The organism is Geofilum sp. OHC36d9 (assembly GCF_052400685.1).
Lineage (GTDB): Bacteria > Bacteroidota > Bacteroidia > Bacteroidales > Marinilabiliaceae > CAZHHH01.
The window spans coordinates 47111-67163 of record NZ_JBQTGJ010000009.1 but is presented as its reverse complement, the minus strand read 5'-3'; the positions used below and the strand labels follow the sequence as shown (position 1 = coordinate 67163).

General features: G+C 36.7%; 11 protein-coding genes. 10 read left to right on the top strand and 1 reads right to left on the bottom strand.

Translation table 11 applies throughout. The features are described from left to right. The first annotated feature begins 129 nt into the window (after positions 1–129). The 8 genes from ACT3CD_RS10680 to ACT3CD_RS10645 all read left to right on the top strand — a co-directional run bounded on the left by ACT3CD_RS10680 (position 130) and on the right by ACT3CD_RS10645 (position 13165). Positions 130–606 carry a DUF1456 family protein gene (locus tag ACT3CD_RS10680; RefSeq protein WP_444645568.1) on the top strand — a complete coding sequence of 159 codons (477 nt, stop codon included), beginning with the start codon at positions 130–132 and terminating at the stop codon, positions 604–606. A 448-nt stretch (positions 607–1054) separates the two neighbouring features. Next, positions 1055–1489, top strand: coding sequence for a cupin domain-containing protein (locus tag ACT3CD_RS10675; RefSeq protein ID WP_444645566.1), 435 nt, complete (start codon positions 1055–1057; stop codon positions 1487–1489). A gap of 435 nt (positions 1490–1924) precedes the next feature. Beyond that, complete coding sequence (locus tag ACT3CD_RS10670; protein ID WP_444645564.1) at positions 1925–2308, top strand: nucleotidyl transferase AbiEii/AbiGii toxin family protein; 384 nt, start codon at positions 1925–1927, stop codon at positions 2306–2308. Between the two features lie 1546 nt (positions 2309–3854). Continuing rightward, on the top strand, positions 3855–5762 hold the full coding sequence (locus ACT3CD_RS10665; RefSeq protein ID WP_444645562.1) for a hypothetical protein: 1908 nt from the start codon (positions 3855–3857) through the stop codon (positions 5760–5762). Positions 5763–5871: 109 nt separating this feature from the next. After that, positions 5872–8169 (top strand): GH92 family glycosyl hydrolase, encoded by a 2298-nt coding sequence (locus ACT3CD_RS10660; protein WP_444645560.1) that lies wholly within the window; start codon positions 5872–5874, stop codon positions 8167–8169. A gap of 608 nt (positions 8170–8777) precedes the next feature. Further along, positions 8778–9713 (top strand): ROK family protein, encoded by a 936-nt coding sequence (locus tag ACT3CD_RS10655; RefSeq protein ID WP_444645558.1) that lies wholly within the window; start codon positions 8778–8780, stop codon positions 9711–9713. Positions 9714–9767: 54 nt separating this feature from the next. Continuing rightward, the gene (locus ACT3CD_RS10650) at positions 9768–10919 is read left to right on the top strand and encodes an MFS transporter (protein WP_444645556.1); all 1152 of its coding nucleotides are present in this window, start codon (positions 9768–9770) and stop codon (positions 10917–10919) included. Between the two features lie 434 nt (positions 10920–11353). Next, a complete protein-coding gene (locus ACT3CD_RS10645) occupies positions 11354–13165 on the top strand; it encodes a glycoside hydrolase family 2 protein (RefSeq protein WP_444645554.1) in 1812 nt (603 codons plus the stop codon). A gap of 649 nt (positions 13166–13814) precedes the next feature. Here ACT3CD_RS10645 and ACT3CD_RS10640 read toward each other — a convergent pair. Further along, complete coding sequence (locus ACT3CD_RS10640) at positions 13815–13940, bottom strand: DUF4372 domain-containing protein (protein ID WP_444645694.1); 126 nt, start codon at positions 13938–13940, stop codon at positions 13815–13817. A gap of 846 nt (positions 13941–14786) precedes the next feature. Here ACT3CD_RS10640 and ACT3CD_RS10635 point away from each other — a divergent pair. After that, entirely contained in the window at positions 14787–17168 is a 2382-nt protein-coding gene (locus ACT3CD_RS10635) for a beta-L-arabinofuranosidase domain-containing protein (protein ID WP_444645552.1), read from the top strand. A 251-nt stretch (positions 17169–17419) separates the two neighbouring features. Beyond that, positions 17420–19957, top strand: a complete 2538-nt coding sequence (locus ACT3CD_RS10630) for an alpha-L-arabinofuranosidase C-terminal domain-containing protein (RefSeq protein WP_444645550.1) — start codon at positions 17420–17422, stop codon at positions 19955–19957. Positions 19958–20053 lie beyond the last annotated feature (96 nt).

The window sequence follows — 20053 nt, the reverse complement described above, 5'->3', positions numbered from 1 at the left end:
GTGCTTTTTGCTTAAACAGAAGGTCGGGTCTGCGTTTATATTAGTTGGCGGCATATACTAAACCACGCTACAAACTTATTTTTTAGCGTGATTAAAATAAATACAGTATATTGGAAAAAATTACTATTTATGATAAATAACGACATCATACGCAATATTAGATACGCATTCGATTTCACCGATTCCCAAATGATTGATATATTTTCATCGGCCGGTCATCAGGTTACGCGTTCACAAATATGTGATTGGTTAAAGAAAGACAATGATCCTTCTTATGTCAGTTTAAGTGACTTTCAACTCGCAACTTTTTTAAATGGTTTTATAAACGAAAAACGTGGCAAAAAGGATGGAGAACAACCAATCCCCGAAAACCGTTTGAATAATAATATTATTTTCAGAAAATTAAGGATAGCCTTAAACCTTAATGATACAGATATATTGGAGATTCTTGAGCTTGCTGATATGCATATAAGCAAACATGAATTAAGCGCCTTTTTCCGCAGTCCAAATCAGAGCCAATACCGACAATGTAATGATCAGATTTTGAGAAATTTTCTTCATGGCATGCAAAAAAAAATTAGAAATTCTCAACCTAAAGAGTTGTAATCCGTTTCAGGCTTTGTGTAACTTAATATTGATTTTGCACGCATTGATTTATGTCTTTTACACTTAACAATAAGTGCTATTTCACAAACAGTACGGTCGATTCTGAGTTTGACAATTGTACTTAAAAGAAAAGATTTGAACATCAAATGGTTAAATTAAAGGCTCTTTATATGAAACGAGCCCTGGGAATTATTTTACAAGCAAGAGGTGATTAATTCCGGTGAGTTTCATGTGCAAAAACAAACAAATTATAATCATATGAAACGAGCAATGGGAATTGTTTCACACACAGAAGTATGATTATCCTGGCGAGTGCCATATGGCAACTGAAAAACAAATTATAATCATATGAAACGAACATGAATTTTAGCATTCTAAAATACACACAGGAGAATGATTAAAATTCATCGAGAGTTCCATATGACCATTGAAAGATAAATTTAAACATATGAAAAAACTATTTTTAAATCTAATTTTAATTTTTGCAGTTTACTACCCATTATTGGCCCAAAATAAAACAGATTCTGTGAAAGTTGAAAAACAATTCACAATTGAAAATTGTGTCGCAGAATTTTCGATGGACCAGGCAAAAAAAACACAAGTTGGATACCAATTTTGGTTTGCCGATCCTGATTTTATTGATGGACGTACCTTGAAAATGAGCGTGGTAGCACCACATTTAGCAACCCATCCTCCTCATAAACACATCGAAGATGAATTCTTTTTCGTTTTGGAAGGTACTGCTGAATTTTATCTCGATGGTAAAACAAAAATAGCTGGCCCATATACCAGTTTTTATTGCCCTTCAAATGTTGAACACGGTATTAAAAACGTTGGCGATACTGAATTAAAATATTTGGTGATTAAAAAGTATCAGAAATAGTGTTTCTTCTGTTCTTCCGTAACTTGTAATTTCAACCTTCCCTTGCGGGTAATTAAAATTTTAAATAAAGGATTAGAAATCAAATAAACGTCTGTGTTGAACTACATCCCGACAGTAATGCTGGAACACTTATTGGGATAATCTACTAGTTTGGGGAGAGTAGGACTTTCGTTATTCCTAATAAACTCATAGAGAACTAAATATACGATTTAATTTAGGTTGCAGAATAGTGCTCATTCTTTACGATATATATCAATTTGATTTAAATCGTAACATGACGATTCCAAAGCCTTTGGGCAAGCCATTCGTTTAGCATCAGAAATGCTAAATATTAATCCTGTCTTTGTTGAAAAGGACTATTGGATTAACTTAATATTAAAGCGTTTATCTGAAAGCAAGTATGCTCACCTGGTGGTTTTTTAAGGCGGAACTTCTTTGTCCAAAGGTCATCATTTAATTAGTCGCTTTTCTGAAGACGTAGATTTAGCAGTTATTATTGAAACGGGTCAAACAGCCAGCAAAATCAAAGCTTTAATCAGAACTTTAGAAAAAGAGTTAAGTGACGCACTAAAAGAGTTGTTTGTTGAGGGCCAAACAAATAAGGGGGCTTGTTTTAGAAAGTCTTTTTTTGAATACAACACAAATCTGAAAGGCAATATTTCAAGCCGGGTAATTGTTGAAATAAATTCATTCGCAAATTCTATTCCTTATGCTGCACAACCTATTCATGCCTTTATTGCTGACTATTTTAGAGAATCAGGTAACGAAAAATTTATCCTGAAATTTATCGAATTGGACCTTCATAAGGAGCAAAAATGATAAAATAGGATTCTTGGAAATCGTAGTTTTGACTGTGATATCCTTTTTATTATGAAGGCAAACGAAGGAAGAATAAAGATTTTTACTTACCGCAAAATAGAAGAATGGTATTGCGTTGCTGACGCTTCGCCATCGAAAAGCAATCAATTATAATTGAAAGAAAACAGGAAGTGAATGCGCCTGATAGTGGTAAGGTTCTGTTTATGACTAACAAAATGTCCTTTTCTGAGGGACGACACTAACTTCCTGTAACCGTTTTTCGTTTACACTTTGTTCCTGACTTGGTTATAGCTTGACATCTATTTGTTTTAGTATTTTGCGAGGATTGAGTATTCGTCGAATATATGGTTGTTGTTCTTGGACACTCATTTTAATCTGCTATTATTCTTATTTTTTTAATGCCAAAATAATATTTCGTCTTACGATAGAGTGTAGGCTAAATTCTTCGCGGATTAAGAATTTTAATCTTTTTTTAATCGCTGCTTAATTGTCTTTTAACCCCTTTTTTAACCGCACCCACATATATTTGTTAGCATCTTTTGATGGATATTTTCATATGATTATAATTTGTTTTTCAGTTGTCATATGGAACTCGCCAGGAATAATCAGACTTCTGTGTGTGACTCAATTCCCATGGCTCGTTTTATTTGTGTACAAAACATGGCAAGACGTGAATATTCTGATTTGTAAAATTAGGTGTATGATAAAAGATGGTTTGAATAAGAAAATTCTTCTATTCTGTTTTTTATTATTCTTTATCGGATTTTTAAGTTTTAGTGAAGGGAATTGTTTTTTCCAGTCAAGAGAAGTGTCTTTTATGATGTGAAGTGTATAACTTATTTATTTTCAGTAGAAAAATTGTTGATTGATTTCTGAATTTTCATCAAGAAATATTAAGCCATGAAACGTGAGTAGAATTTATTGATTATGACCCAGATGTTAAAGGTCGTATTTAATTTGTGTCATATTTTTCATCTTGAGGTTTGGATATTTTAGTGTTGAGAGATGGTGAAATTTTTTTTGAAAGTGGTGTTGCTGACTATAATTGTCACATTTGATAAGAGTCTTCGACCAAACGAATGATAATGATTAATTTTTTTTGTGATGATATTTGATCAAGGAATGGAGCCTTCGCAAAGCAGGGGTGGGTTGGCAGATTTTTAATTAATTACGGAAAGTGAAACCGTATTGCTATGGTATATGATGTTAGTTTAAATGAAGGGTAATTAAAAATGTATTTGAATGGTGATGTTAACTTTAGTAAGAGTAATGATTTTGTTGAAAATGCTGGAGCACTGCAGATCTTTCAGCGCAACATTAAAAATTATAAAAGTTTTTTTCAGAAACCGATCGATAAGTTATATATCATGAGAGGCCATATCAGTAAATTCAGATTTTGGAATGCCACTAAAGCAGATAGCGATATAAAATTAATTCAGGTGTAACCGCTAGTGAAGCGGGTTTAGACTAATCAAGATTAAAAATGATAAAACGTATTAATATATTTAAGGGGACTGCATTTCTACTAGTCATATTAGCATGTTGTATGAATAACATACAGGTAATGGCTCAAGACGTAAGTGAGCAACCAGCCATAAATGGTAAGGAGGCTGATGTTAATAAATCGCCAATTGTAGGAGCTAATGCTGTTATAGAATTAACAAACACAGATGTTATCGCTGATAATTATGAAAATTTCGAAATTGACGTTTTTAAGAAAGTAAAACAGGAAGAAGGCCAGTATTGGCATCTTCAATCGCATACAAAACCAGTGTTATATTGGAATTGTGATAAAGTTATTGGTGTTGGGAGTATTAATGCACTAGGGGAGGATGAAAGAACCCGGGGACTTCAATACCACCTGCTTGCCCAATCATTGGCAGGCCTTGTCAATAGAGCTGTAGAAGAAGGTAAAAGTCAAGTTGGAATTTGGCTAAATGATTCTAGTGGTCAGGTATCCTATAAATTATCAAAACAAGCTTTAAGCGATATGGGAATTGGAGGGCTTGGACTGCAAAATGCAATTGAATTAGCTACCTGTAATTATGGGGAGAAAGATGGCATTAAACTCACAATAAAGGATTTGTTTGATGGGTATGTTTTGACCGATGTAGAACATAATCCCGAAAGTAATATTGTGGCTTCCGTAGCTTCTCATGTTTATAATTCTATTATTGTAGATGTTAGAGACAAGGATTTTTATGAAAGCCATGGATATACCATGCGTTATGATGCATCTCAAAAAACGACCGTGGATGCCTGGAATGAATTCAAAGATAAATGTAGTAATAAGGCATTGGTAGTTATGCCTGTACAAACCGGAGAGTTAAGGGAGTTTGCAATTACAAATAATTTGTTTGTAATCAACCTGAATAAGAGATATGCCTCTTCGCAAAGTGGACAAAACATTGCTTTATTCGAAGAAATACTTCAATGGTTAGAACCAAATTCTCCGGTCTATGGATGGGAACAGGGTGTTGGAGAGGATCAATTTGTTGAGCGTGTTTCAGAATCAGGAAATATTATGATTCCGTATGACTGGGCTTATAATACAACCTTAACCTCTTTAGATTATAAACAGCGACGACCTGGTTTGGTAAAGGTTATGGATCCTCAATTAATTAATTGGGAAGAAGATAAAAAATATGTTTCTTTTTATTTGTCGGATGGTGATAATGTACAATGGATGATGAATAATTTTATAGGTGCAGATTATTACTCACATTCTGATGCGAATAGTGTAAAAATGTCTTTCGGTCTTGCCGTTGACAATTTGTCCATGATTGCACCTTCTGTATGTCAGAATTTATTTAACAATCAATGTCCGCAAACGACCATTGTGCAAACATTTGGAGGAGGTTACAATTATATTGACAATTATGGAGAAAAAAAATCAAGGGGCCCAATTTTAAAAGCACTAGCAGAGGGAACTGCAGCACATATGCGTCAGCATGGAATTAAAGTTTTGGCAGTGATGTCAAAGGATGTCAGTTCTATTGCATCGGTAGAGGCTTATCAAGCTTATATTGACGCCAACGATCAATTAGAAGGGATTATTTCGGTTCAATATACGCCATATGCCGGAGGTAACGGTGAAATCATGTGGTTTGCCAATGGCAATGGTTATGATATACCTGTTGTTACGGTGAAGTATTCAATTTGGGATTTTGGGGGATATAACAATGAGAGCGAAGGGACTCCTGATTACATTGCCAATAAATTGATTAGTTCATCAGATTCCGATCTTTTTAATTTGGTTCTTGTTCATGCCTGGAGTGGATTTAATGAAACAGGAACAGCGAGTGGAAGCATAAAGGGTGCAGGGGCTGCCAAGCTATGTGTCGACAAGTTGAATGAGAATTATTCGGTTGTTAATATTGAAGAAATGATTTGGCGTATTCGAATGCATTATCGGCCAGAGCAAACTAAAAAATATTTGGATGAAGCGTTTTAAAATCGAGCTGCGCAAGCCTTGAATTTGAACTTTATAGCTCAAACTTCCGACTTTATGGACAGGCACTATTTAACGTAAAACAGGATTTATAAACATAAATATGAACACCATGATCCGCTTAATTTTTATTATATCAATTTTTCTATTCATTTCTGTTGCACCCAACTATGCTCAAACTACGGCTGTCAGATCTCTGGATGCGGTTGACTATGTAAATCCATTAATGGGCACTCAATCCAAGTTCAGTCTTTCTAACGGCAATACCTATCCGGCTATTGCATTGCCTTGGGGTATGAATTTTTGGACGCCACAGACAGCAGAAATGGGCAATGGATGGCAGTACAGCTACGAAGCAGATAAGATAAGGGGTTTTAAACAAACACACCAGCCCAGCCCTTGGATGAATGACTATGGTCAGTTTTCGCTTATGCCGGTAACAGGCACTGCGGACTTTACTGAAGAAGAACGGGCCAGTTGGTTTTCGCATAAAACTGAGATTTGCAAACCTTACTATTATAGCGTTTACCTGGCCGACCACGATGTAACTACAGAGCTGACACCCACGGAGCGTGCTGCCATGTTTCGCTTTACATTTCCTTCTAGTGACAGTTCCTTTGTGGTGATCGATGCCTTCGACCAGGGCTCGTATGTGAAGATTATTCCGGGCGAAAATAAAGTGATTGGTTATACGACCCGAAATAGTGGTGGAGTACCGGAAAACTTTCGTAATTACTTTGTGGTGGTATTTGATAAGCCATTTGAATATAAAACAGTGTGGAGCGGTGATAAAATAATTAAAGGGCAACTTGAAGTTGAGGCCGGTTACGTGGGCGCTATTGTAGGGTTTAAAACAAGTAAAGGTGAAAAGGTTCAGGCGCGGGTGGCTTCCTCTTTTATCAGTTATGACCAGGCTTTGCTCAATCTTAAAGAACTTGGCACTAAAGATTTTAATACCTTGAAAAAAGAAGGCAGGGATATTTGGAATAAGGAGTTAAGTCGGATCCAAGTTGAAGGTGGAACAGAAGAGCAAACCCGTACTTTTTACTCGACGCTTTACCGCACTTTGTTGTTCCCTCGTAAGTTTTACGAGTTTGATGCCAACGGCCAAATGATGCATTATAGTCCTTATAATGGGAACGTGCTGCCGGGTTATATGTTTACCGATAATGGTTTTTGGGATACTTTTAGAGCAGTATTTCCTTTCTTTAATTTGATGTATCCTTCTTTAAACGAGAAAATCCAGGCAGGACTAGTAAATACTTATCTTGAGAGCGGGTTTCTGCCTGAGTGGGCCAGTCCTGGGCATCGTTCGGTGATGATTGGGAACAATTCGGCCACCATTGTGGCCGACGCCTACCTCAAAGGACTTCGTGGCTACGATATTGAAACTCTCTACGAAGGGGTATTGCACGGCACCAAAAATGTACATCCCGATGTTAGCTCCACGGGTCGTCTGGGATATGAGTATTACAATAAGCTTGGTTATGTGCCTTATGATGTAGGCATAAACGAAAATGCAGCCCGTACGCTGGAATATTCCTTTGCCGACTGGTGCATCTGGAAATTGGCTAAAGAATTGGGGCGTCCCAAGAAGGAGATTGAGCTCTTTAAAAAACGGAGCCAGAACTACCGGAACCTTTTCGATCCCGAGACGAATTTGATGCGAGGTAAAAATGAAGATGGTACTTTTCAAGAACCATTCAATCCACTTAAATGGGGTGATGCCTTTACCGAAGGTAACAGTTGGCATTACACCTGGTCGGTATTTCACGACATTCAGGGTTTGATTAATCTGATGGGAGGTAAGGAAATTTTCGTTAACATGCTTGACTCCATTTTTAAGATGCCCCCACTTTTTGATGATTCTTATTACGGTTTCCCGATACACGAAATTAGAGAGATGCAGATTACGAATATGGGCCAGTATGCGCACGGTAATCAACCCATTCAGCATATGATTTATCTCTACAATTATGCTGGACAGCCATGGAAAGCTCAATATTGGGTGCGAGAGGTGATGGACAAACTTTATACTTCAAACCCTGATGGTTATTGTGGCGATGAAGATAACGGCCAAACTTCGGTCTGGTACGTTTTCAGTTCTATGGGATTTTATCCTGTAACCCCCGGGGTTGATCAATATGTTCTTGGGTCACCGCTTTTTCCTAAAGTATGTGTGCAGCTCGAAAATGGTAATACCATCACCATAGAAGCACCAAACAATACTGTCCAAAACAGGTATGTGAAACAACTCTATTTGAATGGTAAACGTTATGAAAAAAACTGGTTGAGCTATTCAGAACTTATGGATGGCGCTTATCTTCGATATGATATGAGCGATCGGCCTAACAAAGCTAGGGGCATCGACAGTGATGCATATCCCTATTCGTTTTGGGATGAACAATAGAAATAAATAGTTGTCGATGATGCGACCATTAATAGTTGACAGTTGATTGAGAGTAACTTGTGGTTTTAATTGTATCTGGTAGCAAAAGGGTTGGGTAGGCGGTTTTTTATTGCCCTTTATGAGATAAAACAACTGCTGAAGGGAAACACGCCTGCCTGATTTTGAAATATCCGTAAAGAATAAGGGTGATAAGTGTTTATAGCGGTATTTTCTTTAAGGACGAAATTTGGAATAAAGCATATATGGAGAGAGTGAAATTAGTAGAAAATCTGAGGTCTTGTTGCAATCTGTCTATAAATCCAACTCTTTTGTTATAATAACAGTCATTTACGAAAAGTAAGCGACTTCGTTCCTTGCGACAAATTCGCAGCAACAGCTTAGTCTCTGCCTTTGTTTCGTTTGTTTGTTCCTTGATTTTAAAGCCTTCATAAGCCTTGTCTTTGAACTTTATATTTCAAACATTTAATTTATGGACAGGCTCCATTTAGTTTGAATGCCCAAATGAGCTGGTGTTTTTATGAATTGATTTAGACATGCTCATTTGAATATAATATCGGTTTTTACATTTTAGACTGATTTACATAAACAATCAATATTTAAAGATAACGATGAAGACAATTGCCATTGGAGTTGATGTAGGTGGTAGCCACGTAAGTTGCATGGCCTATGATTTGGAGAAGAAAAATCTTTTGACAGATAGCATATCTGAAAGGGATTTGAATAATCATGCTCAGCCTGCTGAAATAATTGCAGCATGGGGAGGTGTCATAAAAGAGACTATTGATATTGTAGGTTCAGATCGGGTTAATGGAGTTGGTTTTGCCATGCCTGGTCCTTTTGATTATGTAAATGGCATTTCGCTTTTTCAAGGGCTAAATGGTAAGTACGAAAACACTTATGGGTTAAATGTGTCTAACGAACTTCGTAAAATGCTTAATTTATCCAATGGTTTTAAAATCAGGTTAATAAACGATGCTGCCGCCTTTGCCATAGGTGAAGACCAGGTTGGAAAGGCAAAATCGTATCATCGATCTTTGAGTATAACTTTGGGCACCGGGTTGGGTTCAGCGTTTATAAAAGATGGGTTACCTGTGGTTGAAGGCGCCGAAGTTCCGGAAAATGGCTGCATGTGGCATTTGCCTTTTGAAAATGGTATTGCAGATGATTATTTCTCCACACGGGGTTTGTTAAGTCGGTTTGAAAAAATATCAGGGAAGAAATTGCAAGATGTTAAGCAAATAGCAGACTTGGCAAAAACCAATAGGTATGTACACGAATTATTCGATGATTTTGGGGTGAAAATGGGTGTATTTCTTCAACCCTGGATTGAGAAATTTGGTATCGAGGTTCTTGTTATGGGCGGTAATATTTCCAGAGCGTATCATCTGTATGGCGATGGTTTGAGAGGTTATTTAGAAACGACTAATCTCAAGATGGATATTGCAGTTTCAGAATTGAAAGAAACTGCGGCTTTTATCGGAAGTGCCACTTTGGTTGATGATGCTTTTTATAATAGCGTGCTTCCGGCCTTACATAAAATGTAGCGTATTGCATCATGCTTAAAACACACTCAAAAATTCATTTAAAATAATTGTAAAATGACGAATGCAAAACTTTCATTAAAATACGTTGCCCCTGTTTTGATGTCTTTTTTCATCATGAGCCTTTGCGATTTGGTCGGGATTGGTGTTGATAATGCCATTGCCGATTTTGACGTTAGTAATACACTGGCGCAGCTGATTCCTATGGCCGTTTTCGCCTGGTTTTTTTTTCTGTCGGTTCCTGTAGGTATTTTGCAGGATCGAATTGGTAAGAAAAATATGCTAAATGTTGGTATATTGTTAACCGCGCTGGGCTTGTTTCTACCTTTTTTAATGTATAGTTTTCCAGTCCTTTTGGCTGGTTTTGCTTTGCTTGGTATTGGAAATACCATTGTTCAGGTATCCGCTAATCCGTTGCTTATCGATGTTGTTCCTTCAAACCGAAGGCCCAGTTTTTTAAGTTTTTCACAGTTTGTAAAGGCTATTGGCTCGATGGTTGCGCCGTATCTGGCAACATTTTTTACGATTAGATATGGGGATTGGAAATTAACACTTCTGGCGTTTGGAGTACTCTCTCTTCTTTCTCTTATTTGGTTGCATACCACTAATATTGAGGAGACAACCACTACAGATAATAAGGCAACTATCGGTTCCTGTTTACGATTAATCGGTATTGGTTACATTGCCTTAATGGTTGTGGGTATATTTTTCGTAGTGGGAATAGATGTGGGAGTAAATTCCGTTTCGGGACAATTTTTAATGGAGAAAGTAGGTATGGACGTTGAACCAGCAATGCGGGGACGAAGTCTTTATTTTTTTGGAAAAATGTTGGGGACATTCATGGGAGCTTTGCTTTTAACCAGGTTTTCTGCCCGTAAATTCTTTGTGCTTTCTGCCATTATTAATCTTGTCACAATTGTTGCCTTTATTGCATCTCCTTCGCCGTTAATTGCTTCGGGACTGCTTTTTGCTATTGGACTTGGAGCTGCAAATATTTTTCCGCTTATATTTTCATTGACGGTTGAAAAGTATGGTGACCGTGCGAACGAGATTTCCGGCTTAATGATTATGGCAGTTTCCGGCGGTGCATTTATCCCTCCTATAATGGGAGGTTTAATTGATGCTGTAAGCTTAACTGCGGGAATGTTTGTACTGATTGCCTGTGCGATTTATTTATTAGGCCTATCATTTTATTCTTTTAAAAAGTAATTTTTATAAATAGTGGCATGGCAAAAGAAGTTGAAAATATTACTCATACTACATTTTATCACTGTTTTTGCCTTTGTATTAATTTGGGTATTAAAGGTTTTTTGATGGTAAAAAGATTGATGTTAATCTCACCTCTTTTGCAAATATTGGACAATGGTATTTGCGGGATTAATCTAAAAAGACGAAAGACCCTAACTTTTGTCACTACTGAATTTGGTTGTATAATGCAAAAGAGAAATCTAAGAATTTATAAAAATGAAACGAGCATGAGAGTAATCTCTCACACAGGTGAATGATTGTTCCGGCGAGTTCCATATGGCAACTGAGAGACAAATTATAAACATATGAAACGAGCCATGAGAACGTGTTCACACACAGAAGAATGATTATCCCGGCGAGTTCCATATGGCAACTGAGAGACAAATTATAAACATATGAAAAAACTAAATCTTGTTTTTGTACTGGCATTTTTTTTTATCAACGTTTTTGCGCAGTGGCATCCTGCAGGCGACAAAATCAAAACTGCGTGGGCGGAAAAAATTGATGTTACCAATGTACTCCCAGAATATCCACGTCCAATAATGAAACGATTGGACTGGCAAAACCTGAATGGGCTTTGGGAATATGCCATAACAAAAGCAGGCGCATCCCAGCCTGGAAGTTTTGATGGAAATATTTTAGTTCCATTTGCTGTTGAATCAAGTCTTTCGGGAGTAATGAAAACTGTTGGCGACCAACACGAATTGTGGTATAAACGTTTTTTTACTGTTCCTTCAGCCTGGAAAAATAAAAAAGTTTTACTTCATTTTGGTGCAGTTGACTGGGAATCAGATATATGGATTAACGACATCAAAGTTGGTTCTCACAAAGGTGGATTTTCACCATTTTCGTTTGATGTTACGCCTTTTTTAAATAAAACGGGGGAGCAAAAATTAGTGGTAAAAGTTTGGGATCCAACCGACAAAGGGTTTCAGGCGCGTGGTAAACAAGTACTTAACCCTACTGGGATTTGGTACACACCGGTTACAGGAATCTGGCAAACCGTTTGGATGGAACCTGTTGCTTATAAATTCATTAAAAATGTACGTACTGTCGCAAATATCGATAACAGCAGCTTATCTGTTGAAGTGGTCACTTGCGCAACGAATTATGACGATTTGTATGAAGTGACCGTGTTCGACGGTGATGAACAAATTTCCAGGGCAAAGGCATCCACAACCCAGTCTGTTGATGTTTCAATTCCAAATCAGAAATTATGGGATCCTGAAAATCCCTTTTTATATATTATGAAAGTAAAGTTAATAAGCAAGGGTAAAGTGGTCGATGAAGTTGATAGCTATTTTGCCATGCGCAAAATTTCCACCAAGCGAGATGAAAATGGGATTGTACGTTTGCAACTGAACAATAAAGATCAGATTCAGTTTGGCCCTCTCGATCAGGGATGGTGGCCGGACGGATTATACACTGCACCAAGTGATGAAGCTTTAAAATATGACCTTATTAAAACCAAAGAACTTGGTTTTAATATGATTCGTAAACATGTAAAAGTTGAACCAGCACGTTGGTATACGCATTGTGATAAAATGGGGATTTTGGTTTGGCAGGATATGCCAAATGGCGATCGTTCGCCACATTGGCAAAATCGTCAGTATTTTGATGGAACCGAGTTAAAAAGGAGTGTCGAGTCAGAAGCGAGTTACCGTTCTGAGTGGAAGGAAATTATGGATTACCTTTATTCCTACCCTTCGATTGTTGTTTGGGTACCCTTTAACGAAGCCTGGGGACAGTTTAAAACTGAAGAAATTGCAGAATGGACAAAAAACTATGATCCAAGTCGATTGGTAAATCCTGGCAGTGGTGGTAATTATTACACCACCGGCGATATGTTGGATTTGCACAGTTACCCCGGTCCCGAAATGTATTTGTACGATGCCGGGCGTGCGACTGTTTTGGGTGAATATGGTGGAATTGGTTTGGCATTGGAAGGGCATCTTTGGAAAACAGATAAAAACTGGGGATATGTTCAGTTTAAAGATTCAAAAGAAACAACAGACGAGTATGTAAAATATGGTGAACAGTTATACAAAATGATTAAAGTTGGATTTTCAGCAGCCGTTTATACACAGATGACAGACGTGGAAGGAGAAATAAATGGGTTTATGACTTACGACCGTAAAGTGATTAAGTTGCAAAAAAAACGGGCGCGGTTGATTAATCAAAAGATTGTAAATGCTTTGAACGATTAAAAATTGTCAGAGCTGGCCTAAATGATTCTAAAGTTCAATATTGATTCTTACAAAATATTAATTTGGTACAGTTTTTTTTGAAGATTAATCCCTATCCAGTCAAATAATTTGCTTTGCATGTGGGGCTGAATTGGGATTGGTTTAGTATTCTGTTTTACGGGACTTCAATAATCGGTTCTGATTAAATTTCATCAAGAGATTTAATCTTAGAAAGGTCATCAGATTAGACATACAGCAGCTCTGTTTAGCAGCCTTCCGATATTTTATTAATAATATGGTGATCATTGTTGTCCAAATCTGAATTAAGACCAATTAGGCTATGTGCCTGACAGGGGTTTGATTTTTAGCAATTGTTTTATGTTTTTGAAGAATTGGTTAATTTCCCATCGTGCTTTGTACAGGTCTGATGTGGTATTTGTTGACCAAGTAAATTGGTTGGTGATTACTTCTATGGTTTTATGGTTGATTTCGTCTCAAACAATATCACGCCTGCGTTTTTTGGGATGTTTCTTTAGGGGGCGTGCTTCAGTTTTATGTGTTTGTTAACAGTTATATGTTGATGTCTGTTTTCAGGAAGTTTTCGCTGATAATTTTTCAATAATTTGAAATTATAATCCTTAAACAAGCGTCATTCTCAGTTTTGGTTTTGTTAGAACAGGAAGGATTTGGGCGAGGGTATTTTTAGGCCAAGAAGGTTCAGGTTGCCAGAAGTAGATTTCAGATCATTTGTGACATCCCGTAAGGAATTCAATTTTGAGAATTGGCAAAAAAGTATGATTAATAAATGTATTCAACTGTCAAAACTTTTCCTGTGCTTTTTGGTTTGATGCTTTTCTGTTAGTGCGTTGTAAGAGTTTCTGCATTAAGTTTGACTGATTTGAACAAATTCAGATAAATTTGTTTTCATAGCCAATTAGTTGACACCATAAAAAAAATGTTTCAGGAAACCTGAGTCTAATTGTCTTTAATTAGAGTCTGTCCATAAAGTAGGGTGTTTGAGCTATAAAGTTCAAATTCAAGGCTTGTGAAGTCTTAAAAATCAAGGCGTTTACTTTTCGTAAATGACTGTTTTTATGACAAGCGTAACGTAGAAGTTGACTTTATAGACAAACACTATTTAGGACAGATGTGGTTGATATGAATATATCTTTCAGACACTGTTTGTTAGGTCTGAAAAATTTCAGGTTTTAACCTTTTCAAGGATTCTTTTTTGTTTATGATTTTTTTAGAATTGATTCACTGAATGAATTTGCTTTACATTGTACCCTTCAATGGTATTTAAATTAGGGCAGATTGGATGAACTTTTTAACAATTTTTGTTTTTTATTCAATAGCTTAATGTTACTTGAAATAAGAAAAGTTTTTTTTACCTCATGAATACGATTGGGATTGAAGAATCTTTGTTTTGACTTAACGGTTAACGTTTTTATTGGATTAATTAAACCTTTTTTAACCCTCCTCTTAAGCTTAGCTCCTTTCTTTTGTTTAAAAAATATAAATCCGCAAGAGGGATGGCTTCCTGTATGGGCGGCTCCAGAATAAATAACATTTTTGATGGCGCCAATTGTACTTCTGTAACGGCCTCACTTTACCTAAATGGAGTAAAAAAAGTAAAGAACTTATGAGACACAATTTTAACAGATTTATTTTATGGATGATTATTGGGGTAATAGGTTTTGATGGAGCTGTTTTAGCTCAATCACTTTATCCACGTATCAACTCAACAGAACTTGTTGTTTCACCTAAAGAAACGATAAAAGCTTACGACTTTAAATTGTCAGAGGTTTCTTTGGGTGATGGATTGTTTAAGGATGCCATGGAGCGTAATCGACAATGGCTGTTAGATTTAGATCCTGATAGACTCTTGCATCGTTTTTATTTATATGCTGGTTTGCCAACAAAAGGAGCTGTATATGGAGGTTGGGAAAGTGAAGGAATTTCCGGACATACATTAGGACATTATTTGTCGGCTTGTGCGTTACAATATGGTGTTACTCATGAAAAAGAGTTTAAAGATCGGGTTGATTATATTGTTACTCAATTGGATTTGTGTCAGCAGCAATATACAGGTGTAATGTCAGGCTTTGTGGGCGGGATTCCGGAGCAGAGCAGAATCTTTACGGAGATTTCTGAAGGTAAACTTTATTCTTCAGGTTTTGATTTAAATGGAGGTTGGGTGCCAATGTATACTATGCATAAACTTTATGCAGGTCTTATTGATGCCTTTCTATATGTTGAAAATCAGGACGCTAAAAAGGTTGTTACATTATTAGCCGACTGGCTCATTAATGTGACAAATGGTTTGAATGAAGATCAGTTTCAGCAATTCCTGCAATGTGAATTTGGAGGAATGAACGATGCCATGTATTCTTTATATGCGTTAACGGGAGAGGAAAAATATTTAACTCTTGCAGAGCGTTTTTACCATAAGGCTGTTTTGGATCCTCTTTTAGAACATCAGGATCAAGTCAATGGAATGCATGCTAATACTTTGATTCCTAAAGTTATTGGTTGTTCTACGGCAGCCTGGATAATGGGAGATGAAAAAATGCTTTCTATTTCTAAATATTTTTGGAATACTATCGTCAACCATCACTCTTATGCAAATGGCGGAAATAGCGATTTTGAAAGATTTACGCCGGCAGATCAAATTTCAAAACATTTTAGTAGTAATTCTACTGAGACCTGTAATACTTATAATATGCTAAAACTGACGAAGAAATTGTTTTCTTTCTCAGCAGATGCAGACTTAATGGATTATTATGAACGAGCACTTTATAATCATATTTTAGCTTCCCAGCATCCTAAAACTGGAATGGTGACCTATTATATGAATCATGTGAATGGCGGTCACAAATCATTTTCTTCTCCTTTTGATTCTTTTTGGTGCTGCGTAGGTACTGGGATTGAAAATCATACCAAATATACTGAGTCGATATATAGTCATGGGTTTCAAGATAGCTTGTTTGTTAATTTATTCATTTCCTCGGAGATGAACTGGACTGACAGAGGAATTAAGTTAAGACAGGTTACCAAGTTTCCGTTTGAAGAGAAAACCGTCCTGGAAATTTTAGAAGGGAAACAGAAATTTACGATGCTCATTCGTCAACCCAAATGGCTTTCGAATGACATGATCGTTTCTGTAAATGGTAAAAAGCAGCATTTTAAGGAGGCGAAACATGGATTTTTATTGATGAAACGTACCTGGAAAAAAGGAGATAGAATTGAAATAACCTTGCCAATGTCTTTTACAACGATGGCGGCACCAGATCGATCAAGCTGTAAGACCTTTTTTTATGGACCTATTTTAATGGCTGCAGAATTGGATGATAATCGAGATCCTTTGGATTCAGACCCTGTTGTAATAAGTGATGATGAAGATTATGCCGAAAAGATATTCCCTGTTGACAAAAAGAAACTGTTGTTTATATCGAAGGGATTGACTGCATCTCATGAATTGCATCTGAAGCCTCTATTTTCGATTTCAGATAAAGATTATGCTCTTTATTTAAATTTCTACAGCAAACAGGAGTGGAGTGTTGAGAAAGAAAGCTATTTCGAATATGTAAAAAAAGAGAAAGAGCTTCGCCAAAGACTTGTTGATGAGATTCGTTTTGAAATGCAATCGGAACGCGATCATAATTTAACTGGTGAGAAGACCAATGCTGGTTCATTGAATACCTATAGTTGGCGTGATGCCTCTGATGGCGGCTATTTTGAATTTGATTTATCTACAGCAGGGGAAACAAATTTGCAACTGCTTGTTAAGTACTGGGGACGTGATGGTGGAGATAGGATATTTGATATAATGATAGATGGAAAGGTTTTGTCCAGGCAAGTATTAGAGGATAAAGGAGTAGATAAAGTTTACGAAATCACCTATCAATTACCTGTAGATTATTTGAGGGATAAAGCTAAAGTTAAAATTCGTTTCCAGGCAGTCAAAGGGTATAAGGCCGGGGGAGTCTTTGGGTGCCGCTTGATTCGAGAAAAGAGTAAATGATTCTTATTCCATCAAACACAGATAAATTATTTTATGGAATTAATGTCGTATTTGTAATTTTTCAAATATTATGTTTATTGTTAAATGATTAATGATTAATTAATTGTTGTGTGTTATTGATTGATTATGTTATTTTTAGAGTAGTATTAATTAACAAAAATATTGCAATAATTGAACTAATGAATATTTATTGCACAAGTATAGTTAACAATATGATAAAGATTCCTTTTAAACGCTAAATGAATGTTTTTATGAGAAAACAGCTTCTATTTTTTGGTCTTTTTTTGTCTTTACTATCGTGTCAAACGCAAGATGTAGATATGACAATTGATGTGGATTTAACCTCAAAAGGAAACAAAGTTCCATCTTCTTTATATGGAATATTCTTTGAAGAGATTAACCATGCAGGCGATGGTGGATTGTATGGTGAATTGTTGATGAATCGGAGTTTTGAGGAACGCGTGTTGCCTGACAAAAATTACACAGTGGATAATGGGGATCTACTTCCTCCTGAGGTAATCAATCATTTGGAGGGTCATCCTACTCGTGGACGCTTTAAATGGGGCAATGATCCTTACCCTGGCTGGTCTTTATTAAAAAAAGGAGAGGCTGAAGCCAGTATGGAACTAACAACCAATTCTCCCAATTATTTAACTGCCCCGACGTCTATGCTTGTCAAAGTGAAAAATCCTTTAGATGGAGTCTCTTTAGTAAATAGTGGGTATTGGGGAATTCATTTGAAAAAGGATGAGCGTTATGCTCTCAGAATGATTGCGCGTACTGCTAATACTTATAAAGGGAATTTGGTGGTTCGACTTATTGGCGCAAATGGAAAAGAGTTAGCGAAAGAAACCATAACGACTAACAATGATGGCAAATGGAATGAATACAAATTGTTTTTAACAGCTAATGATACAACAACCGTCGGGAAATTTTGTATAGACTTTCCTCGAGAAGGAAATTTTTCGTTTGACTATGTTTCTTTGTTTCCGGAAAAAACATTTAAGGGGCGAAAAAATGGTATGCGATCAGATGTGGCTGAGATGCTTCAAGGCTTAAATCCTGCATTTATTCGTTGGCCAGGAGGATGTGTTGTTGAAGGTATAACGCTAAATAATCGTATTGAATGGAAGCAAACGATTGGAGATCCTGCTGCACGTCCTGGAGAATATGATACCTGGGGGTACCGCAGCACTGGAGGTTTTGGGTATAAAGAATTTCTGGATTTTTGTGAAGATACAGGTGCCAAGGGTATGTTTGTTTGTAACGTTGGGATTGCTTGTCAAGCGCGCACCGGAGAGGCTTGTTCTGATAAAGAGGCAGAATTATTTATACAAGATGCTCTTGATGCTATTGAGTATGCCATAGGAGATGTTTCTACGACCTGGGGAGCGGTGCGTGCAAAGGCCGGGCATCCAGCGCCCTATCCTCTCAGCTATGTTGAGATTGGGAATGAAAACTTCGGCCCGGTATACGATAAGCGGTTTGATATGTTTTACTCTGCTATTAAGGCAAAATACCCACAATTGAAGTTAATCTCTAATCATGGTTTAGGTGATGGTGTTAAGTCTGTAGTTAAGACTGACCTTATTGATCCACATTGGTATGTAGCACCTGAGTATTTCTTTAAAAATGCAACCATCTTTGATAATATAGAGCGTGGAAATTATCAAATATATGTAGGTGAATATGCTTGTAATCAGGGAGTTGGTGGTGGTAATATGTTGGCCGCTTTGAGCGAGGCCGCTTTTATAACAGGAATGGAACGTAATAGTGATTTAGTGACGATGGCCTCCTATGCACCACTATTGGAAAATGTGAACGATCGTGGATGGCCAACAAACTTGATTTGGATGAATAATCATCAAGTGATGGGACGTTCTTCCTATTATGTACAAAAGATGTTTGCAGACAATATGCCATCTTATAATCTTAATACAACAGCGGAAATAAATCTTACTGAAAAAGAACCATTTATCAGTCAGGAAGGGTATGTAGGGTTTGGAACCTGGAGTACACAAACGATGTTTAGGGACCTGAAGGTTACCGATAGCAAAGGAGAAGTAATTGTAGCTGACATGAATGATGCTTCTCAATGGATTGTTGGCAAAGGTGAATGGGAAAGCACTGATGGTGCATACACTCAGTTAAGTAATGAGAACAGGACGACTTTGATTTGGAATAAAGCAAAAATTGGGGCAGGTTCTACTATTGAGTTTCAAGCTCAAAAACTGGGTGGTTCTGAAGGGTTTTTGGTTTATTTTGGTCTTGAGAATACAGACCTAGGTAAAGGATATATGCTAAACGTAGGTGGATGGGGAAATTCAGTTTCAGCCATTGAAACAATTCATGATAATTCTTCTACCACTATATCAGAGAAGGTTGCTGATAAAATAAATGAAAATCAGTGGTATAATATTAAGATTGTAGTATCAGAGTTTGGTGCTGAATATTTTGTAGATGGAGATTTGATTCTTACACATGAAAGTGAACCTTTGAATCGTAAATTCCATGTGGCAGGATATGATGAGGATACAAATGAGATTATTATTAAAGTGGTTAATGCTACAGACAAATCAAGCTTTACTCAAATCAATATTAATGGGGCAGAGGTTGAAAAGGAGGGAGCCGTTATCACATTGAGCGCAAAGTCTAAAGAAGACGAAAATTCGCTTGAGGATCCTTATAAAATAATGCCAGTTGAGATTCAATACAATAAGTTTGCGTCTTCATTTGTCTATGAGTTTAAGCCAAATTCTTTAACAATTCTTAGGCTAAAAAGAAAATAGAGGCATTCATATTTTGGTGTAATAGAGTCACCTTTTTTGTTAATGTTGTGCCACAAAAACAGCTAATACCCTACCATATTAATCAATCTGAGCTTT

What these genes read in the sequence shown, in the direction of transcription:
- ACT3CD_RS10680 (WP_444645568.1), top strand. Translation starts at nt 130, where the DNA reads ATGATAAATAACGACATCATACGCAATATTAGATACGCATTCGATTTC.
- ACT3CD_RS10675 (WP_444645566.1), top strand. Translation starts at nt 1,055, where the DNA reads ATGAAAAAACTATTTTTAAATCTAATTTTAATTTTTGCAGTTTACTAC.
- ACT3CD_RS10665 (WP_444645562.1), top strand. Translation starts at nt 3,855, where the DNA reads ATGAATAACATACAGGTAATGGCTCAAGACGTAAGTGAGCAACCAGCC.
- ACT3CD_RS10660 (WP_444645560.1), top strand. Translation starts at nt 5,872, where the DNA reads ATGATCCGCTTAATTTTTATTATATCAATTTTTCTATTCATTTCTGTT.
- ACT3CD_RS10655 (WP_444645558.1), top strand. Translation starts at nt 8,778, where the DNA reads ATGAAGACAATTGCCATTGGAGTTGATGTAGGTGGTAGCCACGTAAGT.
- ACT3CD_RS10650 (WP_444645556.1), top strand. Translation starts at nt 9,768, where the DNA reads ATGACGAATGCAAAACTTTCATTAAAATACGTTGCCCCTGTTTTGATG.
- ACT3CD_RS10645 (WP_444645554.1), top strand. Translation starts at nt 11,354, where the DNA reads ATGAAAAAACTAAATCTTGTTTTTGTACTGGCATTTTTTTTTATCAAC.
- ACT3CD_RS10635 (WP_444645552.1), top strand. Translation starts at nt 14,787, where the DNA reads ATGAGACACAATTTTAACAGATTTATTTTATGGATGATTATTGGGGTA.
- ACT3CD_RS10630 (WP_444645550.1), top strand. Translation starts at nt 17,420, where the DNA reads ATGAGAAAACAGCTTCTATTTTTTGGTCTTTTTTTGTCTTTACTATCG.